Origin of the sequence: Vibrio sp. YQ_11, from assembly GCF_043103065.1 — a bacterium.
GTDB lineage: Bacteria > Pseudomonadota > Gammaproteobacteria > Enterobacterales > Vibrionaceae > Vibrio > Vibrio parahaemolyticus.
Window position 1 is genome coordinate 236,367 of the sequence record NZ_JBICJM010000049.1, and the last position, 26,699, is coordinate 263,065.

21 protein-coding genes are annotated in these 26,699 nt (G+C 46.5%); 13 read left to right on the plus strand and 8 right to left on the minus strand.

Annotation, left to right across the window (positions count from 1 at the left end; genetic code table 11):
* Positions 1-10: 10 nt before the first annotated feature.
* The 9 genes from ACF8EG_RS21355 (at position 11) to ACF8EG_RS21395 (ending at position 10,326) form a co-directional block, all read left to right on the plus strand.
* Positions 11-688: a TVP38/TMEM64 family protein gene (locus ACF8EG_RS21355; RefSeq protein WP_069505041.1), complete on the plus strand. Its 678-nt coding sequence runs from the start codon at positions 11-13 to the stop codon at positions 686-688.
* 222 nt (positions 689-910) lie between these two features.
* On the plus strand, positions 911-2,071 hold the full coding sequence (locus tag ACF8EG_RS21360) for an ABC transporter substrate-binding protein (protein ID WP_017448685.1): 1,161 nt from the start codon (positions 911-913) through the stop codon (positions 2,069-2,071).
* Between the two features lie 9 nt (positions 2,072-2,080).
* Positions 2,081-3,790, plus strand: coding sequence for an ABC transporter permease (locus tag ACF8EG_RS21365; RefSeq protein WP_069505039.1), 1,710 nt, complete (start codon positions 2,081-2,083; stop codon positions 3,788-3,790).
* On the plus strand, positions 3,756-4,403 hold the full coding sequence (locus tag ACF8EG_RS21370; protein ID WP_020903950.1) for an ATP-binding cassette domain-containing protein: 648 nt from the start codon (positions 3,756-3,758) through the stop codon (positions 4,401-4,403). Before ACF8EG_RS21365 ends, ACF8EG_RS21370 begins: the two co-directional genes overlap by 35 nt.
* A complete protein-coding gene (locus ACF8EG_RS21375) occupies positions 4,396-5,007 on the plus strand; it encodes a CDP-alcohol phosphatidyltransferase family protein (RefSeq protein WP_005495656.1) in 612 nt (203 codons plus the stop codon). The genes ACF8EG_RS21370 and ACF8EG_RS21375 overlap by 8 nt, the downstream gene beginning before the upstream one ends.
* A 124-nt stretch (positions 5,008-5,131) precedes the next feature.
* Complete coding sequence (locus ACF8EG_RS21380) at positions 5,132-5,611, plus strand: glycine zipper 2TM domain-containing protein (RefSeq protein WP_025524931.1); 480 nt, start codon at positions 5,132-5,134, stop codon at positions 5,609-5,611.
* Positions 5,612-5,823: 212 nt separating this feature from the next.
* The gene (gene norR / locus ACF8EG_RS21385) at positions 5,824-7,353 is read left to right on the plus strand and encodes a nitric oxide reductase transcriptional regulator NorR (RefSeq protein ID WP_025630891.1); all 1,530 of its coding nucleotides are present in this window, start codon (positions 5,824-5,826) and stop codon (positions 7,351-7,353) included.
* 174 nt (positions 7,354-7,527) lie between these two features.
* Positions 7,528-9,189: a hydroxylamine reductase gene (gene hcp / locus ACF8EG_RS21390; RefSeq protein ID WP_069505037.1), complete on the plus strand. Its 1,662-nt coding sequence runs from the start codon at positions 7,528-7,530 to the stop codon at positions 9,187-9,189.
* Positions 9,190-9,270: 81 nt separating this feature from the next.
* A complete protein-coding gene (locus ACF8EG_RS21395; protein WP_069505035.1) occupies positions 9,271-10,326 on the plus strand; it encodes a hybrid-cluster NAD(P)-dependent oxidoreductase in 1,056 nt (351 codons plus the stop codon).
* Between the two features lie 90 nt (positions 10,327-10,416).
* On the opposite strand, the gene ACF8EG_RS21400 is transcribed toward ACF8EG_RS21395, so the two are convergent.
* From ACF8EG_RS21400 to ACF8EG_RS21415, 4 genes are all read right to left on the minus strand, one after another.
* The gene (locus ACF8EG_RS21400; protein ID WP_069505033.1) at positions 10,417-11,349 is read right to left on the minus strand and encodes a class I SAM-dependent methyltransferase; all 933 of its coding nucleotides are present in this window, start codon (positions 11,347-11,349) and stop codon (positions 10,417-10,419) included.
* A 31-nt stretch (positions 11,350-11,380) separates the two neighbouring features.
* A complete protein-coding gene (locus ACF8EG_RS21405) occupies positions 11,381-12,073 on the minus strand; it encodes a TIGR01621 family pseudouridine synthase (protein ID WP_069505031.1) in 693 nt (230 codons plus the stop codon).
* Between the two features lie 49 nt (positions 12,074-12,122).
* Positions 12,123-13,736 (minus strand): methyl-accepting chemotaxis protein, encoded by a 1,614-nt coding sequence (locus ACF8EG_RS21410; protein WP_015296549.1) that lies wholly within the window; start codon positions 13,734-13,736, stop codon positions 12,123-12,125.
* Positions 13,737-13,978: 242 nt separating this feature from the next.
* Positions 13,979-15,409: a sodium-dependent transporter gene (locus tag ACF8EG_RS21415; RefSeq protein ID WP_005462328.1), complete on the minus strand. Its 1,431-nt coding sequence runs from the start codon at positions 15,407-15,409 to the stop codon at positions 13,979-13,981.
* A gap of 371 nt (positions 15,410-15,780) precedes the next feature.
* Here ACF8EG_RS21415 and cls point away from each other — a divergent pair, with 371 nt between their 5' ends.
* The 4 genes from cls (at position 15,781) to ACF8EG_RS21435 (ending at position 20,713) form a co-directional block, all read left to right on the plus strand.
* Positions 15,781-17,235 (plus strand): cardiolipin synthase, encoded by a 1,455-nt coding sequence (gene cls / locus ACF8EG_RS21420; protein ID WP_005462347.1) that lies wholly within the window; start codon positions 15,781-15,783, stop codon positions 17,233-17,235.
* Between the two features lie 253 nt (positions 17,236-17,488).
* Complete coding sequence (locus ACF8EG_RS21425; protein WP_031821709.1) at positions 17,489-18,697, plus strand: cystathionine beta-lyase; 1,209 nt, start codon at positions 17,489-17,491, stop codon at positions 18,695-18,697.
* A 222-nt stretch (positions 18,698-18,919) separates the two neighbouring features.
* Entirely contained in the window at positions 18,920-19,849 is a 930-nt protein-coding gene (locus tag ACF8EG_RS21430; RefSeq protein ID WP_045546126.1) for a triacylglycerol lipase, read from the plus strand.
* Between the two features lie 12 nt (positions 19,850-19,861).
* On the plus strand, positions 19,862-20,713 hold the full coding sequence (locus ACF8EG_RS21435) for a lipase secretion chaperone (RefSeq protein ID WP_069505030.1): 852 nt from the start codon (positions 19,862-19,864) through the stop codon (positions 20,711-20,713).
* A 33-nt stretch (positions 20,714-20,746) separates the two neighbouring features.
* Here the strand turns inward: ACF8EG_RS21435 and ACF8EG_RS21440 are convergent, their stop codons facing one another.
* The 4 genes from ACF8EG_RS21440 to vmeG all read right to left on the minus strand — a co-directional run bounded on the left by ACF8EG_RS21440 (position 20,747) and on the right by vmeG (position 26,606).
* The gene (locus ACF8EG_RS21440) at positions 20,747-21,313 is read right to left on the minus strand and encodes a DNA-3-methyladenine glycosylase I (RefSeq protein ID WP_053340580.1); all 567 of its coding nucleotides are present in this window, start codon (positions 21,311-21,313) and stop codon (positions 20,747-20,749) included.
* 76 nt (positions 21,314-21,389) lie between these two features.
* Positions 21,390-24,491 (minus strand): efflux RND transporter permease subunit VmeI, encoded by a 3,102-nt coding sequence (gene vmeI / locus ACF8EG_RS21445; RefSeq protein WP_005462306.1) that lies wholly within the window; start codon positions 24,489-24,491, stop codon positions 21,390-21,392.
* On the minus strand, positions 24,488-25,573 hold the full coding sequence (gene vmeH / locus ACF8EG_RS21450) for an efflux RND transporter periplasmic adaptor subunit VmeH (RefSeq protein WP_021453990.1): 1,086 nt from the start codon (positions 25,571-25,573) through the stop codon (positions 24,488-24,490). The genes vmeI and vmeH overlap by 4 nt, the downstream gene beginning before the upstream one ends.
* Position 25,574: 1 nt before the next feature.
* The gene (gene vmeG, locus ACF8EG_RS21455; RefSeq protein WP_031854080.1) at positions 25,575-26,606 is read right to left on the minus strand and encodes an efflux RND transporter periplasmic adaptor subunit VmeG; all 1,032 of its coding nucleotides are present in this window, start codon (positions 26,604-26,606) and stop codon (positions 25,575-25,577) included.
* Positions 26,607-26,699: the final 93 nt, after the last annotated feature.

Genomic DNA, 26,699 nt, shown 5'->3' on the forward strand with positions numbered 1-26,699 from the left:
AGTTGAACTTATGAAATTCGTAAAAATCGCTCTTATCGTCGCTGTTGTAGCTATTGCTCTGTTCGCGGCAAAACAAACTGGTATTCTTGAAATCATCACTGACATCAAGAGCCTACAAGATTGGATCGCAAGCTTTGGGGTATGGGGTTACGCCGTATTCGTAGCAGCATTCGTGTTTGCGTGTGTTTTCCTACTACCGGGCAGCGCGTTCACCATTGTGGCAGGTATCGTATTTGGTCCTATCAAAGGTGGCGTATTGGCGCTGTTTTCTGCAACGCTTGGCGCGGTGGCGGCATTCATCGTGGCGCGCTTCCTACTGCGTAATACCATCATGAAGAAGTTTGGCGACAACCCAATCTTCAAGAAAATCGATGACGGTGTAGCAGCAAACGGCACCAGCTTCTTGATTCTGACTCGTCTTGTGCCTGTATTCCCATTCAGCCTACAAAACTACGCTTACGGTCTAACCAGCCTCAACCTTGGCACTTACGCTCTGGTTTCTCTGTTGACCATGGCACCAGGCGCATTCATCTTCGCTTACATGGCGGGGGATATTGCGACAAACGGCGTGTCTGTGATGTTGCTAGTGAAATTTGCGGTTGCGGGTCTTGTGCTGTTTGGTATGTCTCTGGTTCCAAAATACATCGCGAAGAAAAAAGGCATCAACATGGAAGAATTAGCGAAGTAGTCCGGTCTATCCAACATTGATGCTAAAAGAGTGCAGCTATCGTGCTGCGCTCTACCCTTTACATCATTGATAGTAATTCCCTGAATCAATTAATAAATCCTATTGGGATTCACATTGATAATACCGCGAGATAGATTACTATCCTTGTGAAGGACAGAGGCTATTCGTGAACAAACTCAGCGAAGCTTCAAACAAGAACCAGAAGAAAAACACGGACTACGTATGAAAAAGCTACTCAGTACCATTGGCATTTTAGCCACCACTTTTGCAACTTCATCTTTTGCTGACTCATCGGCCGCTAGTGAATGGCAAAAAATCGAACAACAAGCTGACGGACAAACCGTCTATTTTCATGCTTGGGGTGGTAGCCAAGAGATCAACCGCTATATCCAATGGGCAGGCAAAGAGCTTAAATCTCGCTACAACGTGACGTTAAATCACGTGAAAGTCACTGATATTTCCGAAACCACCACTCGCCTAATTGCAGAAAAAGCCGCAGGCAAAAACAGCGGTGGCAGTGTTGATATGGTTTGGATCAATGGCGAGAACTTCAAATCAATGAAGGATAACCAATTACTGTTTGGTCCTTTTGTTGAAGGTTTGCCAAGCTGGCAGTACGTTGATAAATCATTGCCAATTGATGTGGATTTTTCAGAGCCAACTGAAGGTCTGGAAGCACCTTGGGGTGTGGGGCAATTAGTGTTTATTCATGATGAGCAAACCCTGCATAACCCTCCTCGATCTTTTGCTGAAATGCTGAGTTACGCAAAAGCGTTTCCAAATCGCCTAACTTACCCTCGCCCACCAGAGTTTCATGGGACAAGCTTTATTAAAGCACTGTTGATTGAGTTGACCAACAACGATCCCGCTTTGCAAAAACCAGTCACTGGTGAAACATTTGAGCAAATCACTCAACCGCTATGGGCTTACCTAGATGAGTTCCATAAAGTTGCTTGGCGTGGCGGTAAGCAATTCCCAGGAGGGACGGCTGAAACGCTTCAATTACTGGATGATGGTCAGATTGATCTTGCGATTACCTTTAACCCAAACGCGGTTTTTTCTGCGCAATCGAGTGGTAATCTTGCAGAAAGCACCAAAGCGTATGCGATGGACGCAGGTGCACTCTCAAACATTCACTTCTTAGCGATTCCTTGGAACGCAAATGCCAGTGCCGGTGCGCAAGTTGCGATAAACTTTTTATTGAGCCCTGAAGCACAATCTCGCAAAGGTAACCTTAACATCTGGGGCGATCCTTCAGTGCTAAGCAGCCAATACCTAACAGGTTCGGCTAAAAATACTCAACAATTCAAATCTATCGCTGAGCCGCATCCGAGTTGGCAATCTGCCTTAGAAAAAGAATGGTTGAAACGCTACGGGAATTAATAAGAGCCCATGTTAAGAGCGCTATATTTAATCATTATCGCTGTTTGTATTTTACCTACCATTCCGGGACTACTCGGAGTGGTGGTTTCTGCGCTCGGTTATGTACCTCCTATCGGCTTGCACCACTTTTCTTTGGATGGCTTTAACGCTGTTTTTGATTGGGAGGGTGTTTGGACATCCATCGGGCTGACTTTCTACTCTGCCATTTTTAGTAGCTACTTGGCTTGCTTGATCACATTTGCAATTTTGCAAGCATCGTGGGGCAGCAAGTTTTGGCGAAAAATTGAAGTTAGCCTCTCGCCACTTCTCGCTATGCCGCATGTCGCGTTTGCAATTGGCTTTGCGTTCTTGTTTGCACCAACAGGTATGGGCGTTCGTGTTCTCAACCAACTGTTTGGTTACGATCCCAATGCACAAACGGTGAATGACTTATCATTGCTGATTAAAGACCCGCATGCACTCGGTTTGGTCATCATGCTTGCGATTAAAGAAGTGCCGTTTTTATTGTTGATGAGTATTCCAATTCTTCAGCAATTGAAAGTCGATAAGATTGAAAAAGTCAGTCATTCGATGGGCTACAGTTCGGCGCAAGCGTGGTGGAAATGCGTATTCCCACAATGGATAGCAAAACTGCGCTTTCCAATGCTGGCGGTATTGGCTTACAGCTTGTCGGTTGTCGATGTTGCATTAATTATTGGCCCTACCAACCCACCAACGTTTGCGGTTTTGGTATGGCAGTGGTTTAACGACCCAGATTTATCGCTACTACCAAGAGCTGCCGCAGGCGCGGTCGTGTTGTTTGCAATCGCTAGCCTTTTGATTGGATTTGCACGCTTGATGGAATGGTGTATTACCAAAGGCTTCAAACGCTGGCAGTACTCTGGTCGAAACGGGTTTCGTTTACCCGGTAAAACCCTATTTTCACTGATTGCGCTACTCGCACTTCTAATGATTCCACTCATGGTGGTGTGGAGCTTTGCTCAACGCTGGCGCTTTCCAGATTTACTACCGAGCCGCTATAGCCTGCGTTTTTGGGAATACGAATGGCACAGCATTCTTGGCACGCTGGAACAGAGCATGCTAATTGCCGTTATCAGCGCGACCGTCGCTCTAGCCCTTGCCTTGATCGCACATGAGTATCGCCTTCGTTATCGCTGGCAGGTGCCCGGTTACATCATCGCCATCCCAATGCTGATTCCTCAGCTATCCGTGCTATTCGGTATGCAAGTAGTGACGCTGTACTTAAACAGTAACGCGTATTTCTTTTGGGTATGCTGGGCGCACGTATTCTTCGCGTTCCCATTTATTTACCTCTCGCTAGACGGTCCATGGCGCAGCTTCGATAACGGCTTAACTCGCGTCGCACTCAGCTTGGGTAAATCACCGATGCAAGCTTGGTTAAAAGTGAAACTGCCAATCCTCCTACCTGCGATTGCATTCGCATGGGCTGTCGGGATTAGCGTAAGTCTGGCGCAATACCTGCCGACATTGGTGCTAGGGGCTGGGCGCATTAGCACCATCACCACCGAAGCCGTTGCGCTATCCAGTGGTTTTGACCGACGTGTCACCGCGATTTACGCCATTTGGCAAGCACTCTTGCCGTTCTTGTTCTTCTCTTTTGCGATACTACTAAGCCGCTTACACGTGAAGTATCGCCGCTTGTCTATAAAAGGTTTACTACTGAATGAGTCTTTGTCTCGAAAACCTCGCCATCCGTAAAGCCAATGGCGACACGCTTTTTTCAGCGTTCAACATGACCGTAGAGAAAGGTGAAATTGTTACTCTGATGGGACCAAGTGGTTGTGGTAAATCCACTTTGTTGGATGCTATTGCTGGGCACCTATCCGCCGAGTTCAACTACTCTGGATCCATTACGCTTGATAACGAAAAGTTGGATGCCCTCCCTGCGCATAAGCGTCAGGTCGGTATTCTATTCCAAGACGATTTGCTCTTCCCCCACTTGACGGTGTGGGAGAACCTTGCCTTCGCGCTACCAAACTCAATCAAAGGTGAAGAACGTAAAGCTCACGCCATGCAAGCACTGAAGAACATTGCATTGACCAAACTTGCCGAATCCTTCCCAGATCAAATCTCCGGAGGACAACGTGCCCGTATTGCTTTGACTCGTATGCTGTTGGCAAAGCCGAAAGTTGCGCTACTCGATGAGCCCTACAGCAAGTTAGATAAAGATCTACGCGTACAATTTCGCAATTGGGTGGTCGAGCAATTGCAGCAAGCGAACATCCCTACTTTGATGGTAACGCACGATGAAGACGACATTCCCAATGGCAGCCGCTGCCTAAACTGGCCGTGGGAGACAAATCATGCTTGATAGCCTGAGTATAAAGCTCATCCGCAAACCGCTCGCACTCAGTGCGACATACCTCGACAAATGTGGCATCACCGCAAACCAAACGACAGTATTTGGTTTTGTGCTTGGCTGCTTTGCCCTACCGGCTTTGATCACCGAACAATACTTGTTGGCATTGCTGTTTATTTTGCTGAACAGAATCTGTGATGGATTAGACGGCGCACTGGCGAGGATTCAAGGCATTACCGATGCGGGCGGTTTTCTCGATATTAGCTTGGATTTTCTGTTCTATTCCCTAATTCCTTTTGGTTTTGTGTTAGCAAATCCAGAACAAAATGCCATTGCTGGGGCATTTTTGATTTTTTCCTTTGTCGGAACGGGAAGCAGCTTTTTAGCTTTTGCCATCATGGCTGGGAAACAAGGCATCGATAATCCGGTGTATAAACACAAATCCCTCTACTACATGAGCGGTTTAACCGAAGGCACGGAAACCATCGGCTGTTTTGTGCTGTTTTGCCTGATGCCACAGCACTTTTCGGTCATTGCTTACATTTTTGGTGCGGCATGTTGGTTTACCACATTCACGCGAATTTACTCTGGGTTTCATACGCTAAAAGGCCGTTAACATCGCTCAGAAATGTACGTATTCTTGAGAAACAACATCACTAAACGGCTGTTTATTAACGCATCAAAGCACATGCTAAATTGAGGTATATACTCTTTGGGTGGAGAAAGCATTCGGAGGCTATATGAAAAAACACATCAAGTTAGGCATGTTGCTCACCATTACTTGTGCGATCGTGCTTGGCGGCTGTAGCTCACCTAACCCGTACGGAGATGCATACGGCTCGTCCGACACTCGCAAAGTTCAGCAGGTTTACTACGGCACGATAGAAAAAGTAGAACCCGTAACCATTGATGCCTCTACCCAATCCAACGCCATCGGTACAATAGCAGGGGCTGCCGTTGGTGGTATTTTGGGTTCGAAAATTGGGGGCGGTTCTGGCTCGGATATCGCAGCCATTGGTGGTGGTTTATTAGGTGGTTATGCAGGTAGTAAAGCCGCCGGAGCAACCGCGAAAAGAAATGGTGTGAACCTGACTATTCGCTTAGAGGATGGAAAGATCATATCTGTCGTTCAAGAAGCAAACCCAAACATGATTTTCCAGCCAGGCCAAGCCGTTCAAATCAACATGTCTGGTAATGACGCAAGGGTTGTACCTCGCTAATTTGAACACGATGACTCCGTTCCATTGGTCTGCTGTTTTGGCTCAAAGAGCTTAATCCGCGCAAGCGTACGTTGCTTACTCATCGGCTTGCGCGGTTCTATTTGAGTCAAATTTGATTGTCGTCAATGGAACATCAATCTCCCACACCTTTTGATGTTCAAATGACATCAAATTGCTAGCATGGGCCCATTCCAGATAACTTTGGGCTTGTTATGACACCGACTGTTGACCACGTACTCCTTAATATCGCGCTAAACCTCAGCTCTAATCGTTCTCACGAGCAGCAATATCAAAACCTCATTGATGGGGTCGCGCAAGTATTCCCATGTGATGCGAGCTGCCTGTTTATCTTCGATGAGGATGGGTTTCTGACTCCTGTCGCGGTAAAAGGCTTATCCAGCTCGGTCTTAGGTCGTCGCTATTTCCCCAAAGCACATCCACGCTTAGATGCCATTATTCATAGCCGTGAACCGGTGCGTTTCGATGCCGATTGTTCACTGCCTGATCCTTTTGACGGCACACTATTAACCGAAGACCAGTGCATTGATGTACACGATTGCATGGGCTTTAGCTTGTATGTAGAAGGCCAACTTGTTGGCGCACTAACTATGGATGCCCTAACGGTGGGCGCGTTTGATGACATTGACCCTGTCGCTATCGAAACCTTTGCGGCTTTGACCGCTGCGACATTGCGTAACATTGCTCAATTAAAAGCACTCAAAGCGCAAAACCAGAAGCAAAAAAGCGTCACTCAAACCCTTATCCAGCAAGCCCGTTCTCAACATGGCGAAATGGTGGGTTTGAGTCCGCAGATTAACCAGTTACGAAACAACATTGCGACCGTTGCTCAATCAGATTACGCGGTACTTATCACAGGAGAGACCGGTACGGGTAAAGAACTGGTCGCGCACTCGGTGCACGCGCAATCTCATCGTAGCGATAAGCCGATGATTTACGTCAACTGTGCGGCCCTGCCTGAAGGTCTGGCTGAGAGTGAACTGTTTGGCCATGTCAAAGGCGCATTTACAGGTGCTAATAGCCACCGTGCCGGTAAGTTTGAACTGGCAGACGGTGGAACGATTTTCCTTGATGAAGTGGGCGAACTGCCTTTGATTTTGCAAGCAAAATTGCTGCGTGTGATCCAGCAAGGCGAGCTGCAACGTGTAGGTAGCGATCAGCATTTGATGGTCAATGTGCGCATCATCGCCGCGACCAATCGACAATTAGAAAAAGAGGTCGAAGCTGGCACGTTTCGAGCAGACCTTTTCCATCGTCTGAACGTGTTCCCAATCCAAGTGCCACCACTGCGCGTCCGTGACGGTGACATTCCTGTTTTAGCAGGATACCTGTTAGAAAAAGTACGCCAACAATTCAATGCACCCAATCTGCACGTTCATCCTAAAGTGTTGACTCAATTGGAATCTTTACCTTGGTACGGAAACGTGCGCGAGCTCGAACACACTTTAACTCGCGCGGCTTTACACGCCATTCAACAAGGCGCAAGCACGATCATGCTTAACCATTTCGACACCTCATTGGCTCTCGATGATGTAAAAAACACATCACATTATTTACCCAAAGAAAGCCAACCAATGCGAGAGCTAATAGAAAGCTATCAGCGTGATTTAATTGAACATGCTTTGAGCCAAACTGGTGGCGTTTGGGCAAAAGCAGCGGAGTTTTTGCAAATGGATCGCGGGAACTTATATCGGATGGGTAAAAAACTTGGGATCAATAAATAACCAACCACAAGAAGCTGATGTAATTAAGACATCATTTGCGTTGTCTTAATTACATCACCTCCTCTATCAAAAACAAACAAAGCCATTAAAAATCAACAAGATAATAATTGGCACGCATTCTGCTCTCTAGTGGTCAACATCACGACTATTAAAACAATCACTGGAGAACCCAATATGTTCTGTATTCAATGTGAACAGACAATTCAAACCCCTGCTGTCAAAGGTTGTTCTTTTGCACAAGGCATGTGTGGCAAAACTTCTGAAGTATCAGACCTACAAGACGTGTTGGTTTACACACTGCAAGGGGTTTCTTTTTGGGCATCAAAAGCACTTGAATTCAACATCATTAACGATGAAATCAACCAATGGGCACCCAAGGCATTTTTCTCTACATTGACGAACGTTAACTTCGACCCTGAACGCATCCTGGAGTTAACTTCTCAAGCTGCAACGTACAAAACATTGCTAAAAGAGCAAGTGATGTCTGCAGCAACGCTTGCCGATACCGAAGTCGCTGACATTCCTGCGGTTGCTCACTTTGAGCTACCAAACAGCGCAGAAGCAATCTTAACTTTTGCTCCGCAAGTCGCGGTTAACCGTGGTAAAGACCAAGTACATGAAGATGTTATTGGCCTACGCCTACTTTGCCTATACGGACTTAAAGGAGCAGCCGCGTACATGGAGCACGCACGCGTTCTTGAGCAAACCAACAACGATATCTATGCCGAATACCATGAAATCATGGCGTGGTTGGGCACAGATCCTGAAGATCTTGGCGAACTACTTGATTGCTCAATGCGCATTGGCCTGATGAACTACAAAGTGATGGAAATGCTCGACCAAGGCGAAACAACGACCTTCGGCCATCCAGAACCAACCACGGTGAACGTCAAACCAGTAAAAGGCAAATGTATTCTTGTCTCTGGCCATGATTTGCATGACCTAGAAAAAATCCTGCAACAGACCGAAGGCAAAGGCATCAACGTTTACACCAACGGTGAAATGCTGCCTGCACACGGCTACCCAGAGCTGAAGAAATACCCTCATCTTGTCGGTAACTACGGCAGCGCATGGCAAAACCAGCAGAAAGAATTCGCAAACTTCCCTGGCGCAATCGTAATGACGTCAAACTGTTTGTTGAATCCAAATGTGGGTCAATACGCAGACCGTCTATTCACCCGCAGTATTGTTGGCTGGCCTGGAGTGGCTCACATCGAAGGCGATGATTTTAGCCAAGTGATTGAATGTGCGCTAGCGCAAGACGGTTTCCAACACGATGAAATCGAACACCACATCACGGTTGGTTTTGGTCGCAATGCACTGATGAACGCCGCCCCTGCGGTTATCGACCAAGTGAAGCAAGGCAACATCAAACACTTCTTCCTAGTCGGCGGTTGTGATGGTGATAAAGCGGAACGCAGCTACTACACCGATTTTACGGCTGAAGCGCCAGAAGACACGCTAATCCTGACCTTGGCGTGTGGTAAGTTCCGCTTCAACAAGAATACGTTCGGCGATATCAACGGCATCCCTCGCCTATTGGATGTGGGCCAATGTAACGATGCTTACTCTGCAATCCAGCTTGCACTTGCACTGGCGAAAGAGTTTGACTGTGACATCAATGAACTACCACTCACGCTTGTGCTTTCTTGGTTCGAGCAAAAAGCGATCGTTATCTTGCTAACGCTATTTGCATTGGGCGTGAAAGGCATTTACACAGGCCCTACTGCACCGGCATTCCTAACGCCAAACCTAATCGCCATCATCCAAGAGAAGTTCGATATGCGCAGTATTGGCAATGTTCAGGATGATCTAAAAGCCATCCTAGCAGCCTAATAAACCTGCTTGTTACGCGCCTCCTTACGTGGAGGCGCTATCTATTTCGAACTAAAAATAGCCACAACCAAAGAGATTGTTATGTTTTTTGAATGGCAAGGTAACCAACCCGTCACACTCCGTTGCATCGACAAATACTTCGAAACACACGACACCGTCAGCATCAAATTGGCCGAACTAACCGAATCACTTCTGTTTCAGTTTAAGCCTGGCCAGTTTATTAACTTGGGCGTCGAAATTGATGGAAAAATGGAGTTTCGTGCCTATTCAATCAGCTCGATCAATGAAGACGATCACCTTCAACTCACCATCAAACGAGTATCTGGCGGTAAAGTATCGAACTACATCGTTGACTCGCTGCTGCTTGGTGATACCGTTCAAGCATTACCACCAGCGGGCGAATTTAACTGCATTGACCATCCACCCGTTTTACGTGATGGCGAAACAAAAGCCTTACTTATCAGTGCAGGTTGCGGCGTCACGCCCGTATTTTCGATGGCAAAACACTGGCTGAGTAATCAAGATGAAAACGACAACGATGTAGACATCGCATTTCTTCATATCGCACGCAGCCCTGAAGAGACGATTTACTACGATCAGCTAGAAACGTTCGACGCTGTGTATCCCAACTTCCATTTAAAGCTGTTGCTGAAAAACCGCGAAGGAACGTCACACCCACAAGGTCGTTTGAATGCCGACTGGCTTAGAGAGCTTGTTCCTGATTTCAAGCAACGCACCGTTTACCTGTGTGGTCCAAGTCAGTTCATGCAAGATGTTCACGGCTATTTGAATGACCTTGGTTTTGACATGACGAACTTCTACCAAGAGAGTTTTACGCCAGCGACTGGCGCAGAAACATCGGTCTCCGATAAAGTTGTTCATGTTTCTGTTCCTGACTTTGCTCAAACCATCGATGCGCAAAAAGGTCAGGTACTGGCCGATGTGCTTGAAGGCGCAGGTTTACCATTAATCGTCGCTTGTCGTAGCGGCATTTGTGGCTCGTGCAAATGCAAGGTTCGTCAAGGCAGCGTCTCTTCCACCAGCCTAGAAACATTAACGCCAGAAGAAATTGAACAAGGCTATGTGCTCGCCTGCTCATCAACCATCGAAGCGGATCTTGAAGTGCAGATTGGTTAGTTTTCCAAATACAAAAAAGCGCCGCGATACGTCTGTCTAGATGTTTCGCGGCGCTTTTTTTGATGTTACTTCTGTTGCAACAAAAGTCTTTTAGCTAAATAACAACACTTTCAATGCTGCTTCGCTGTCTACGTCCATAAACTCTGGTGGGTTATCCAGACGCTCACGGAATGTCAACTCTGGCGCTTCTTCTTTCATGCTTTCAATCAAGAAGTCGCTTGTCACAGATGGCGAGTTCACACATGCCATCACTTGACCGTCTTCTGCCAACAAATCCGGCAATCGACGTAGAATCTTTTTGTAATCTTTCGTCAGCGCAAAGCTGCCTTTCTGGAATGAAGGCGGATCGATGATAATCAAGTCATACTGACCAGATTTTTTAATCTTACCCCACGATTTAAAGATATCGTGCCCCATAAAGCTTACCTGGTTGATGTTATGACCATTTAGCTTGTGGTTCTCACGACCTTTAGACAGCGACGCTTTTGCCATGTCGACGTTAACCACTTTATCCGCGCCACCCGCAATGGCAGCGACAGAAAAGCCACACGTGTAAGCAAACAAGTTGAGCACGTTTTTATGCTTAGCATTTTCGCGTACCCAATCACGACCGTAGCGCATGTCCAAAAACAGACCGAAGTTTTGGTTACGGCCAATATCCAATTGGTATTTCAAACCGCTTTCTTCAACGACAGGGCGAGCGTCTAATTCACCGACAAGCACTTCTGAAGGCGCACCATCGGCATAACGGTGCTGAAGAACCATAGTGCGACCTTGCTTATCTGCCCACAGTTGTGATTGTGCCAACGCATTGAGGCCGCTTTTCAGCTCAGCGAGAAACGCGTCGTCGACTTCTTTAAACAAGTTGATGATCAACTGACCTTGTAACCAGTCACAGGTGATTTGCTCTAGGCCCTCAAAACGACGGCCACGACCATGAAACAGTCGACGAATTTCGTTCGGAGCTTGCGCGAGCTCGGTTTCTAGATGCTGAAAAAACAGCGGAAGTTGTGATGCTTGCATCGAGTTCTCTTATTAGTTTTCTTTGTGACGGTTATTTGATCGTAGGCCAGTTCAGTTCCCAAGGGGAAAGCCAAGTATCCAAACCCTGAGAGACGATTTCACTGTGCCATTTGTTACCCAGCACTTGGTATTCTCGTGGATCGCAAACAAAGCGATATTGCTCATCTCGGTATTGGAAGCAAAGTGAAAATGCATGCAGGTAACCGCGATCAGCCTCATTACCTGCATTGTAAATCGGGTCGCCAACAATACCTGAGCCAACCGATTTTAATGCCACGCGGATTTGATGCGTTTTACCAGTGTGTGGCTTACATAAAAATAGGCGCGCTCCGGGCTCTGCCGCAAGAGAGAAAAACTGGGTGACGGCTGGGTTGTTTTTGCTGTTGACCAGCTTCCATGATGAACGGCGCGAACGCTCCATATCACCAACGACCAAACCTTGTTTCTTTTTCGGCTTTTTAGAGCCAATCGCCAGATAGAACTTTTCTACTTGTCGGTCAGCAAAGGCTTGCGATAACGTACTGGCCGCTTTAGCGTTGCGTCCGAGGAGCAGAATACCCGATGTCATTTTATCCAAGCGATGGATAAGATAGAGCTGCTCATCACCACTCTGCTTAGCCACTTCTTGCAACAGCATTGTGTCGCCATCGTCTTTATGAACAGAGACGTTGGGATGCTTATTGATGATCAGAAAATCGGGATGGGTATGTAGAATATCGAACATAAAAAACTGGCTCCACGTTTGGAGCCAGAAGTATACCGATTCTGATTGATTAGGCGAGCTTAAACTTACCCACTAGTGTTTCCAACTCGTGTACCTTGCGGTTCAAACCTTCTACGCTTTGTGAGCTGTCATTCGCTAGTTGCAGTGAGCGAACCGAAATGTCGCTGATCGACGTAATATCTGCGGCAATTTCTTTTGTCACCGCAGTTTGCTCTTCGGCGGCGGTTGCAATAGAGTTCACCATGCTTTGCACGTGCCCTGCACCAGCAACGATTTCTTCCAATGATTCCACCGCTCCCGAGCTTTGGCTAACACCAATTTCCACCAAACGGCAACCATCTTCGGTGTAAGTCACGGCTTCTTGCGTGCCAACTTGAATCGCTTGGATAATCTCGCCTACTTCTTGTGTTGCTTTCGTCGTACGCTCGGCAAGTGCACGGACTTCATCAGCCACAACCGCAAACCCGCGACCAAACTCACCCGCACGTGCAGCTTCAATTGCCGCGTTTAACGCAAGCAAGTTAGTTTGCTCTGCGATGTCTTCAATCACTTTAATGACTGCGCCAATTTTCTCGCCATGAGCACCAAGGTGATTCATCTGAACCGACATGTCCGCCATTTGCTTCGATACCTGTTGAATGCTCTCTACCATTTCAACAATGACAGTACGGCCTTGTTCGGCTGTGGCTTCTGATTTACGAGCTTCTTCAAAGGTAGACGCACCTTGTTCCGCCACTTGTGAAATGGTCAAACTCAGCTCTTCTGCTGCCGTTGCGATGAGGTTCGCTTTGTCGGCTTGGCTACTCGCACCAGAAACAATGTCTTGGCTAACAACAGACAACTCACTCGTGACCGACTTAACTTCTTCAGACACGACTGAAATAGAGCCGATCAACCCCGTTAGAGATGCCTGCATTTTATTTAAAGAGGTCGCTAAGTTAGAAAGCTCATCACCCGATTCGTCTTTGATAGGAGAAGCTGTCAAATCGCCTTCCGCCACACGTTGTGCCAAAGTATCCAGTGCGGTCAAACGCCCTGTGATTGAATTAGACAACAAGTATGCAATGAACACTGTTGCGATCGCCGCAAGCGTACCTAGCGCGTAAATGGTGTTCTCAATATCGTTGAATGAATCGGTCAATTGGAGAAGCGCATCATGTGTGCTTTGTCGGCCTTCTGCCGTCGCCGCATTGAGCATGTCTTCAATTGGGGCTAGATTCACCTCGTACAACTGACGGACTTGCTCAACGTTTTCTTCTAAACTGCGATGCCCAATATTCGGCTGAATTTGGCTCTCAAAGCTCGACGTAAAATTCGCCATAAGCTGCTCAATTTTTTCGATATTGCGATAGTCTTCTCCACCAGCGGTTTCAAGACGTTTCACATCAGCCAACGCAGAGGCAAACTCTTTCTTGTTCGATTGATATTCACGTTGTGCACCACTGGTATTGATGATCATACCGACAGCATCTCGATAAATATCCCCAGCTTCATCGATCAAAGCCATGTATCCGATGGTCTCTGGGACGTCGTCTGTTCTGACTTCTTGTGCCACTTTATGTGAATTAATCACTTCAAACGTAATAATCGCGATCATCACCAACATTGTTGCCAAAATGGCACCAAAGCTCGCATATAACTTTTTACGAACTGACATTTTCACTGACAAGGTTCCTTATAAATTATGTTCTGTGCAGACATTGCTGTATCAATCTGCACATGAATTATTTCGGGACGATAGACACCCCTTTGCAGTGGTTGCGCATTTTATGTGACAAACATCACATTGCAATTAAAGTTTTATAAAAAGACACAATTAATCTAAAAATGTCAGTCTTATCCTACAGACGCAAAAAAAGCGGGAGCCTTACTAAGCCCCCGCTTTTCTTTATCTTTTTAAGTCGTTTACAGTTTCTTCGAAAGTAATCCTGCAAAACCAATAATCGCGATACCTAAAACCATGATTTCGCCTTTGCCACTATCGAAGCCAGACTTAATTCCCATGAAGGCAACAATAGCAATCGCTACCGGAATGACGTATTTAACGAGGTTGTACCATAAGCCAAATAGTGGGAATGATACTTCGCCATCATTCGTGATTTCTTTTTCAAGCTCTGCACGGTTTAAACGCCAGCCAGCAAAGATACATACCAACATACCCCCAACCGCTAGGAAGATTTTGTCTGTCAGTAGGTCGAAGATATCGAATGCGCCGGTACCAAATAGCGTTGGTCCCATACCGCCTAGCGAAAGCGATGCAAAGACACAAAGTGATGCCATCACGACACTTGCTGAAACTACTGCGTTAGAACGTTTCATGCCTTTCTCATCGATAAGGTAAGAAACCACTACTTCTAACAATGAAACCGAAGAGGTAAGCGCCGCTACCGTTAATCCGATGAAGAACAGAAGCGCAAGTAGCAAACCAATCACACCGCCCATTTCCGCGAACAATTGAGGAACAACGACGAACACCAGACCTGGGCCTGCTGCTGGCTCCATGCCGAAAGCAAACATTGCAGGGAACATCGCGACACCAGCAAGGATCGCTACGCCGGTATCCATTGCCGTAACCATGCCTGTTGTTTGAACGAGGTTTTCTTTCTTCTTCAAGTAAGAGCCATAAGTCATCATACAACCCATACCAAGACTCAATGAGAAGAACGCCTGACCTAATGCTGCAAGTACCACGTTACTGTCTACTTTTGAGAAGTCTGGCATGAACAAGAATTCAAGGCCTGCCATCGCGCCTGGAAGCATCAAACCTTTCACCGATACGATGATCAAGATGATGAACAGCAGCGGCATAAGAACTTTACCCGCTTTTTCGATACCGCCAGAAATACCTTTCATTACGATCAGTACGTTAAGGAAAAGGTACACACCCATCCAGAACAGCGGTTGTAGCGGATCAGAAATGAAGCCACCAAAGCTGTCCCCGATTGCCTCCGGCGTACTTAGTAGACCACCACCGACTTTAAAAATGTACGCTAACGCCCAACCACCTACGACAGGGTAAAAACCCATGATAAGTAGCCCACTAAATACACCAATTACGCCGGTGAACGTCCAGCGTCGGTCAGTAGATTTAAATGCGCCTACTGCTGATAGACCTGTCTTACGACCAATAGCGAACTCAGTAAGCATGACGCTAAAGCCGATAAAAATAACAAAGAAAAGGTAGATCGCAACGAACGCACCGCCGCCACTCTCACCTGCTGTATACGGGAACTTCCAGATGTTACCCAAACCAACAGCGGAACCCGCTGCTGCCATTACGAAGCCTAATTTAGACCCCCACGTATCACGTGGTGCTGCTGTATTAGTTGTAGCCACGCTTATTCTCCAAAGATTTGTTGTGTTGTGTATGCATAGAGATAGGCGTCTAAAATGTTTGTGTAAATTTTTATATACACTTATAAGAAGTTTGTTCGACGCTCTATGTATAGCAAGTAAAGCAGTTCCCCATTAGAATTGGAACCCCAAAAAGTACATTTATCGCACAAGTGTAGTATTACGCACGTTAAATGCTGCTTTTTTGTTCAAAAGTTAAAGAATAGCCTTATTTTTCACATTAAAATAACAGAATCACCTGTTATGAAATTTGTTCCTCATGTAGGGTCAATCCCACTTCTCATTGGGAAATCTGTTCCCCCAACCCACTTTTATGCTTAATATCCTAGATGGGCATATTACTTTGAGCGTATATGGACAAGTTCTATCATTTTCTTACTCTTACTGGCATTGGACTGTATTGGTTCTTAGTTGCTGGTGTTACTTTACGCGTTGTTTTGAAGCGTCGTGCGGTAAGCGTGTCTTTAGCTTGGCTAATGATCATCTATATCCTTCCCGTGCTTGGCGTCGCGTGCTATTTCCTATTTGGTGAGCTGAACTTAGGCAGAAAACGAGCTGAACGAGCAAAAGAGATGTTTACCCCTTTTGCCAAGTGGTTTAGTCAACTCAATGATTGCCACGCGCACATGCCTGAAACCATGGGTCGCCATATCTACCGCATCGATGAACTGTGTAACAACCGTCTTGGGCTACCTGCTCTGAGCGGGAATACTCTGTCCTTGCAACAATCTCCTGATGAAATTCTGCACTCCATCATCGAAGACATCGAGAACGCCAAAACGAGCATTCGAATGGTGTTCTACATTTGGCACCCAGGCGGCTTGGCCGATTCGGTAGCATCCGCTCTTATCCAAGCATCCAAACGCGGTGTGGATGTGAAGCTGCTATTGGACTCTGCGGGTAGCCCACGCTTCTTCAGAAGTCCTTGGTACAAAATGATGAAAGATTCGGGTATCGAGGTTATTCAGGCACTCGAAGTGAAGATGTGGCGTATGTTCTTACGTCGTCTTGATCTTCGCCAGCACCGAAAAATCATCGTCATTGATGATGAAATCGCCTATACAGGGTCAATGAACCTTGTCGATCCTGCATACTTTAAACAGAGCAGCGGCGTTGGGCGTTGGATAGATATCATGGTGCGAGTTACAGGGCCAACCGTAAACGTGTTAAGTGCGATTCACTGCTGGGACTGGGAAGTAGAAACGGGCGAACGTTATCTGCCGAAGTTGCCGGAGTGCAAAATTGACAACAGCAAATACCAACATCCGATTCAGGTGGTTCCATCTGGCCCCGGCATGCCAGAGTATTTGATTTATCAAGTGCTTACTTTGGCAATTAACCAAGCCAATCGTTCGGTACGAATCACAACACCGTATTTTGTACCTAATACCGACTTGCTTGAGACGTTAAAAATGACGGCGCAGCGCGGTATTGATGTTGAGCTGATCATACCGCACAAAAATGACTCACTTATGGTTCAGTGGGCATCGCGCGCTTTCTACAGCGAGCTTTTGGCCGCTGGCGTGAAAATTTACGAGTTCTATGGTGGCTTGCTGCACACCAAATCGGTCGTTATCGACGACCAGTTCTGTTTGGTGGGTACGGTGAATATGGACATGCGCAGCCTGTGGCTGAACTTTGAAGTCACTCTGGCTGTCGACGATGAAGAGTTCACTAAGCAATTGTCATGGTTGCAAGATGGTTATATCAAGCAATCTCATCCTGTCGTTTTGGACGAGTGGGAAAAACGTAGCCTTTATTCTCGTTTCCTTGAGCGTGTGTTCTACCTCTTCAACCCATTGCTCTAAATCAGCAACCATTTCAGTTCAAACCTCCAGTAATGAGAGTCCATGCTGGAGGTTTATTTTATCTGCGTCTTACTTTTCGCATCGACTATTCTGTGCTTTCCCAAGTACATCTCATGTAATCATCGCTACCACACGGCGCTCTAAACGTTCAATCCAAACGGTTATTGGTCGATATGTGACTTTTCCCTTGCAAACCCTATGTCGTCCATGTTTTAAATAATCCAAATTGTAATATTTAAGACAGGGAATATTTATGTCAGAGGGCAAAAAGACCAAACTCATTACCGCAGGCCGCGATAAGAAGTGGACCAACGGCGTGGTAAACCCACCAGTACAACGCGCTTCTACTGTCGTGTTTAATACTGTTGCAGAGAAAAACCAAGCCGCAATAAACCGCGCAAACAAAACGCTGTTTTACGGACGTCGTGGCACTAACACTCACTTTGCTTTTCAAGACGCAATGGTCGAGATCGAAGGCGGTGCGGGTTGTGCTCTTTACCCTTGCGGAACGGCAGCTATTTCTAACGCGATCCTTTCTTTCGTTGAAGCTGGCGACCATATTTTGATGGTTGATACGTGTTACGAACCAACACGTGATTTCTGCAACGTGATCATGAAAAAGATGGGCGTAGAAACCACTTACTACGATCCGATGATCGGCGAAAACATTCGTGATTTGATTCAACCAAACACCAAAATACTGTTTCTTGAATCGCCGGGGTCAATCACGATGGAAGTTCAAGACGTTCCAACTATGGCGCGCATCGCTCACGAGCACGATATCATTGTGATGCTCGATAACACGTGGGGCGCAGGCGTGAACTTCTCACCTTTCGAACATGGCGTGGACATTTCTATTCAAGCGGCGACAAAGTACATCGTTGGACACTCTGACGTCATGCTCGGCACCGCAGTGGCGTCTGAGAAATACTGGGATCAACTTCGCGAACAAAGCTACCTGATGGGTCAATGCGTTTCTCCTGATGACGCTTACCTTGGCCTACGTGGCATTCGCACTTTGGATGTTCGCTTACGCCAGCATGCTGAAAACAGTTTGAAAGTCGCACAGTGGTTGGCAAACCGCCCTGAAGTGGATCATGTTCGTCACCCTGCCCTAGATACTTGCCCTGGTCATGAGTTCTTTGAGCGTGATTTTACTGGCGGCAATGGCTTGTTCTCATTTGTGCTGAAAACCTCTTATCCAAAAGCGACCACAGCTTTGCTTGATGGCATGAAACACTTCAGCATGGGTTACTCTTGGGGTGGTTATGAGAGTTTGATTTTGGCTAACGAACCTCGCAGCTTTAACAGCTTACGCACGGTCGCCAATCCGAACTTTGAAGGCACTCTGATTCGTATTCATGTAGGCTTGGAAGATGTTGAAGACTTAATCGCCGATTTAGAAGCCGGATTTGCTCGATACAACGCCCTAGTGCTTGAAAAAGAAGTCTCTCTGAAATAACTCATGTTATCGCCCTGCTCAGCAGGGCTTTTTTATAAGCTAATGAAATAACTGGAGATCTACCGCCTCCCACCTTACTCTCCTTCAATGTTCATCATTTGTGTTGTTTTTCATTTGAGCAATCACAGAATAAAAACATGTGCTACATGAAGACTTCCCATCTTCTCAATTTGTCTCCTACCTTTTATCACTCATAAGAGGTCATACCACAAGGAGATAACTTTGAAACTCAAACTCATAGCAGTGTTGCTTTTTACTCTAATTACCCTGCCGATTGCTTCAGCCAACGCCGCCACTGGCTATACGCAAACCAAATACCCCATTGTGTTGGTTCATGGTTTGTTCGGCTTTGACTCGCTGGCTGGCGTGGATTATTTCTTTGGTATCCCTCACTCATTAACCAAAGATGGCGCTACAGTTTATGTGGCACAAGTTTCTGCGACAAACAGTAGCGAAGCCCGCGGTGAGCAGCTTCTTTCTCAAGTCGAAACCTTACTCGCCGCCACAGGTGCTAGCAAAGTGAACCTCATTGGTCACAGCCATGGTGGCCCAACAGCGCGTTATGTAGCCTCTGTACGCCCTGATTTAGTGGCTTCTGTCACCAGTATCGGCGGAGTGAACAAAGGCTCAAAAGTCGCAGACTTAGTACGCGGCACCGTTCCAGAAGGATCGGGGACAGAACAGTTAGCCGTTAAACTCGCGCAGGGGTTAACCACTCTGATCAATCTGCTTTCAGGTGGTTCAGATCTTGATCAAGATCCACTGGCTTCGTTAGCCGCATTAACGACGGAAGGCTCGCTAGCTTTTAACCAACACTACCCTGAAGGTACTCCAACCAGCGAATGTGGCGACGGTGATTTACTGGCACCAAACGGCGTGTATTACTACTCATGGACCGGATCATCCACTTTTTCCAACGTTTTCGATCCGACAGACGCAGCCATGATGGTACTCGGCTTGGCATTCGATGGGCCAAACGATGGGCTCGTTGGCGCATGCAGCACTCATTTAGGAAAAGTCATTCGTGATGATTACAAAATGAATCACTTGGACGAAATAAACGGTTTACTCGGTATCCACCATCTTTTTGAAACCGACCCCGTCACGCTGTATCGCCAGCATGCGAATCGTTTGAAACTGCAAGGTCTGTAACAGGAGTTCCCCATGAAGAAAGTCGCTCTTATCGCTGTGCCCATTCTTTCGCTTCTCGGTGTGGGAGCGGCTTCCCTCTACGTATCGGACTCACCACAATCCAAGATGGCTCAATCGCAACATGACACTACTATCGACCTCTCCTCTCAGAAAGACTTTTTTGAGTACTCATTAAGTGGTTTGGGGGAACATAGCCTTGAAGAAATCCAAGAAAATATTGAAGAAAGTATCTCGCAGCAAAACTCACTAGGCATTGATGTTGAGTTGTTTCAAACCTATCTCGCGTACAAACGGGCGCTTTCTAAATTAGAACCACTTGAAGATACGACGTTGTCGTTGAACCAACTGCAACGGCTGAATGAAGCCATTCTAAATTTGCAACTTGAATACTTTAACGATCAACAAATTTCCCAACTATTTGATGAAGAAAATCGACTACGCCAACTCGCAATAGAGAAACTGGTGATTAAAACGTACGAGCAAGACTCTGATTCTCAGCAACTACTACTCAACCAAGCGTTGTCTGAACAACCTGAGTACATCCAGCAAAGTGAACGCAACAATGCCTTAACGAGGCAACTCGACCAAACCGCATTACTCAGTTCACAGGATAAGTATCTTGCTCGCGTCGAGTTGGTAGGAGAAGAAGGTGCGCAAAGGCTGCAAACATTGGATGAACAACGAGCGACGTTTGAAATAGAGCTGACAAATTACCTAGAAAAACGTGCAGATATTCTTGATGATGAATTTTTGGGTCGCGAACAGAAGCAGTTAGAAATTGCTAATTTGAGAAAGCAAAGCTTCGAGACAACTCAATGGCGCCGTATCGAAGCCTTGGAACGTATTCATGACAGCCAGAACTAGCTGTATAAACTGAACAATTATATAAACGAAACGTTACTGGTTTTGTTTTTTAGGGCATCCAACGATGTGGTCATCCACCATGCCAACGGCTTGCATAAAGGCATAACAGATGGTTTCACCGACAAACTTAAAGCCTTTCTTTTTGAGAAACTTGCTCATGGCTTTGGACTGTTCTGTTGAAGCAGGTACGTCACTCATTTCATGCCACTGATTTACCACAGGCTTGCCATCGACAAACTGCCACAACGCCTCTGATAAGCTGCCATATTCAGCAATAAGTGCTTTGGCTGCTTTAGCGTTGCTAAATACTGAATTGATTTTGCCGCGATGCTTCACTACATCGAAGTTTTCGACGATGTACTCGGCGCGCTCTTCATTTCTCTGTTCCAACGCGTCCAAATCATAATTTTCAAACGCTTCTCGGTACCCTTCACGTTTTTTCAGAATCGTAATCCAACTCAATCCCGCTTGCGCACCTTCCAACGTAATAAATTCGAACAACACTGTGTCGTCATAAACCGGAACGCCCCACTCTGCATCGTGATATTCGCGCTCTAGAGGGTGGTTCATCGCCCACGCGCACGTTTTGTGTTCTGTCATTTTTCGTCCTTATAAAAAGCGCCTCTAACTCACCAGCTAGAGGCGCTGAACTTTACATCGTTACTTTACATTAAGCCTATTTCGGCACCGACACTTTATGGAACAGACGATACAACACTGGCACGACAATAAGTGTCAGGATGGTGGCAAAACCTAAACCAAACATAATCGTTACCGCCATCGGTTTAAAGAAGATATCAGGTAGAAGAGGAATCATACCCAAAATGGTGGTGATCGCTGCCATACACACTGGGCGAACACGACTGACTGCCGCATCAACCACTGCGTCATATGCCTCTTTCCCCGACTTCATCTCAATTTCAATTTGGTCGAGCAGAACAATGCCGTTTTTAAGTACCATACCGGATAAGCTCAAAAAGCCTAGCAACGCCATAAAGCCAAACGGCGTATTGAGTGCCAACAAGCCCGTGGTGACACCAATCAATGCCAGTGGCACAGTGAGCCAAACAATCAGCGGTTCTTTAATCGAGTTGAATAGGAACACGGTGATCAAGAACATGAACAAGTAGCCCATCGGCATCGTTGTGAACAGAGACTCTTGAGCATCACCTGAAGACTCGTACTCACCACCCCATTCTAGAGAATAGCCAGGTGGCATTTGAATCGCTTCGATTTGCGGTTGTAGGCGTTTTTGCAACGTCGATGCGGTTTCTTCACCGAGAATATCAGGGTCCGCCATCACAGTAAGCATACGCTTACGGTTCTTACGCACGATGATAGGATCTTCCCAACGCATGTCGTAACCCATTGTGACTTGCTGGAGTGGGATAAACTCACTCTGCGCAGGGCTCCAAATTTTCATGCCTTCGATGTTACGAATATCGATACGCTCGTCTTCTGGTAAACGCGCCACAATCGGCATCAACGTAGTACCGTCGCGGTAAAGACCTATCGTCATTCCCGAGAACGACATCGACAAGAAATCATCCACATCAGATTTAGTGATACCGTAACGACGCGCTTGGCTTTCGTTGAACTGAGGCTCAAGCACTTGAGTACGCTCACGCCAATCGTGACGAATATTGGTCGCACCCGGATCGGCGTACATGATATCCATTACTTGCGCCGCAATCGTGCGAAGCACCGTTGGATCAGAGCCGATAATACGCGCTTCAATTTTCGCGCCGCCACCAGGGCCCAATTCAATCTGTTTGAGCTTGTAATTGATCTCTGGATAGTTGGCTTTTAGGTGATCCCTAAACCGTGCCATTAACGGCGCAAGCGCTTCGTAGTTATCAACTCGCGTAGTGATTTCACCATAAGCGGCATAGCTTTTTTCCGGAGCATACGTCAGCATAAAGCGTTGCAGACCTTTACCCGCAGTTGTTGTGATGTGATCTACGTGCTCTTGCTCAGCAAGCCAAGATTCCAGTTCTTTTAGCTTATCGTTAGTCGCACGAATATCTGTACCTTCCGGTAGCCACACATCCAGTTGGAAAATTGGCGTGGTTGAAGATGGGAAAAACGATTGTTTTACCAAGGTAAACCCATAAACACTTGCACCAAGCCCAACAATCAAAACCACGACCGTTAACCACGCGCGACGCATACAAAACTCTAAAAACTTTTTATATGCCACAAAAATAATGCCGTTATATGGGTCGTTTTCTTCACCTTCACCTTGCTTGATTTTCTGTCCCTTAAAGAAAATATCGGCAAAGAACGGCGTTAGAGAAATAGCGGTAAACCAACTCAGCATGAGGGAAATCAGCAGCACCGTAAACAAGGTGCCACAGTACTCACCCGTGGAGTCTTCAGACAAACCAATTGGCGCAAATGCCGTTACCGCAATTACAGTTGCACCCAATAGCGGCCATTTGGTTTGAGTGACAATATCCGTCGCGGCTTGTAATCGCGTTCGCCCTTTTTGAGTGCCGATTAAGATCCCTTCCACCACCACGATGGCATTATCCACCAACATACCGAGTGCGATAACCAACGCACCCAGAGAGATGCGCTGCAAGTCAATCGCGAGATATTTCATGAAGATGAACGTACCTAAAACCGTGAGTAGCAAGATCAGGCCTATCAGTAGACCCGAGCGCAGCCCCATAAAGAACAGCAATACAATAATTACGATGCCAACCGCCTGCGCCAAACTGATCACAAAGCCGCTGACCGATTTATCTACCTCTTTCGGTTGGCTGTAAATCTCTGAGATTTCGACACCAACCGGTTGTTGATACTTCAACTCGGCAAGGCGACGATCAAAGGCCTTACCGACTTCAACCACGTTGACACCTTGAGCAAACGACACACCAACGTTCAGCGCTAAGCTGCCGTTAAAGTTGATGATGTTACTCGGCACTTCAACATAGCCACGTTTAATTTCCGCTACGTCTTTGAGGAAAATAAGCCCTTGCGCGCCAGATTCGGTGATCAACAGATCCCCTAACTCATCAACGCTTTGGAACTCACCCGTAGGCTGAATTCGAATGTACTCATCACCAATACGAATAGCGCCAGCATCAGACACAATATTTTGCGTGGACAGCAAGTTAAAAACCGTATTTGGCGACAAACCAATACTGCTTAGCTTCTTCATCGAAACTTCAATAAAGACTTGCTCTTGCTGCTGACCAGAGACAGAAACCTTGCTGACGCCATCGACCAGTTCAAGCTCACGGCGTAAGTAGTCGACATAATCCAGCAACTCTTTATAGCTGTAGCCATCCCCTGTCACTGCCAACAAGATGCCGTACACATCACCGAAGTCATCAATAACCTGAGGCTCATTAACACCTGGAGGTAAGGTGACTTTTAAGTCGTTCACTTTTCGACGCAATTCATCCCAAATTTGTGGTAAATCATCGGGACCATAGTTGTTTTTCATCGTCACGGTGATCTGAGATAAGCCACGGTTGGAAATGGAGTTCACTTCGTCAACGTAAGTCAGTTGCTGGATGGCTTTTTCCAGCGGGTACGTCACCTCTTCTTCTACTTGTTGCGGCGTCGCACCTGGGTATGACGTCACTACCATCGCATCTTTGATAGTAAAGGCCGGATCTTCTAAACGTCCCAACCCGAAGAAGGCAGCAATACCACCAATCAAGAAGATCAAAGACACCATCCAGCTAATCACGCGATTTCGAATGAAATAAGCCGCAATGCCCGTTACGTCATCATCACTTTGAGGCACTTTATTTTGCTCGCTCATAAACCAGCCTCCTGCTTAACCACTTCCACTTTCATTCCATCTCTGAGTCGCGAAACGCCAGCAACCACCACTTTGTCGTTAAGCGCTAATCCATCAAGCACTTGAATCGACGTTTTAGAGGCTTTGCCGGTTCGGATTTGTTTTCGTGAAATGGTACTGTCGTCATTCAGCACCCAAACAAACTTGTTCTCACGTCCAAGCTCGTCACCATCGGCATTGAAAATCGCCTCAATCGGCACATTGATCCCAACGTTCAGCTCTAAACCCACTTTTTCATCTTTCGAGGTCACTTCAACGGCCATGCCATCAAGGATGTATTCCTCTTTTGGCATCGGTAAAGAAAGCGTCACGGTAAACGTTCCCGTGGTTGGATCAGGCTCAGTGGTGAACTCTTTAACCGTCGCCTTGTACTCGTTGCCACTAGGAACACGAACCACCGCATTAATTGCCGTTAATCTTTCTTCTGTAGGAGGCTGTTTGACGTACAAGCGATCTGGCAATTGAATCAGAACTTCTACGCGATCCAGACTGTGGATATTGACGATGTGTTGCCCAACTTGAACATTCTCAAATTGATCAATATTGACCCGAGAAATGATGCCATCAACCGGCGCTTTTAATGTGGTGAACGATAAACGCAACTTAGCGAGTTCCAACTCCGCCAACGCGATTTGGCGCTGCGCAGCAATTTCATCAAACTGCGACTTCGCCAACAAACCTTTATCCACCAAAGGTCGAGAGCGGCGATATTGACTGTCGACCACAGAAAATCTCGCCGTAGCATTATCGACATCCAGTTGATAATCCGTTGGGTCTAGGGTGGCGATAACAGCGCCTTTTTGTACTTTATCCCCTTCTCGCACCATCACGCGACTCACTTCGCCCGCCACACGGAAACTCAAATGAGAGCGGTCCGCGGCGTTCGCAACAGCAGGAAAATACAGATTGTCATCAACTCGATTACCTTCCAGCGAAACCACTCTTACTTTGGGAGTTTCGACGGTTCTTTCTGGCCCTTTTTCACCACAACCAGTCAAAGTAAGCGCCGCGAAAATCGTGGTTAAGGTTATGATTCCTTTCATACTACAACCCTCGCTCCTTCACCCAAGCCCGGACTTTGATTCCCGGCTCAATGACATTAATGCCTGAGATAATGATTTGATCGCCATCCGCTAACCCTTGCAAGATCTGTCCGTTGTCATTCATCGTAATGTCGGCTCTCGCAACCACACCTTGGTCATCGACGCGCCAAACGTAAGTTTTTCCATTTTCTTCAAAGAGCGCAGAATCTGGAATTTTGGTCGCTCCGGAGTTTTGTGACACGAGATACGCATTGCCTGACATACCAGGAAGAATGCCTAGCTCTGGCGGTCTTTCCATCACCATCGTCACTTTATAGCTGCCTGTTTTTGGGTCGGCTTCGGTGTCAATTTCTTGGAAAGTCAGATCGAAAGAGCGTTCGGGAAACGCGTCGAATATCATTTTTGCTGAAACATTCACGCCTTGCGTATAGCGGTTGAGCAAATAGTCAGGCAGTTGAAAAATCACCTTCATTACCTGATTGGTTTGAATGTTCATCACCCCTTCTTTGGCGGCAACGTATTCATGATTTTCGGCAGGAAGATAAGAAATGGTGCCATCGTAAGGAGCAACGAGTTGGGTGTAGCGCAAATTCGCTTTGGCTTGATCCCATTGGGCTTTAGCAGAGTTATGATTGGCTTTCGCTTCATCAAAATCTTGTTCAGAGACCACTTGGTCTTTCCGCAGCTTTTTATAGCGCTTGTACTGAACATCAGCTAACGCAAAATTCGCTCTTGCTTGCTTTTCCAATAAGGAATATTCATCTGGGTTAAGAACTGCTAGCACATCGCCTTTTTTAACGACTTGCCCTTCATTAACTTCGATAGATTGAAGCAATCCAGGGACACGAAATGCGAGTACAGCTCTGTCACCGGCTTCTGTGGTGGCGGGGAAATGGCGTTCAAATTGTGCGTTGCCAACAGAAACAGTAAAAAGTTTTGCGGGGCGAGATTCTGGCTCAGGAACTGGTGGAAGCTCTTTACCACAACCCGACAATGCAGCCGTGACGGCTATCGGAATGAGCAGTTTTCTCATCACATTCATCCATAAAAAGTAAGTGATTACATTTAAAGTAGATGAATTATGAATTAACTTCCAGAGCACAAAAGATTAATTATGCTTAAAAAT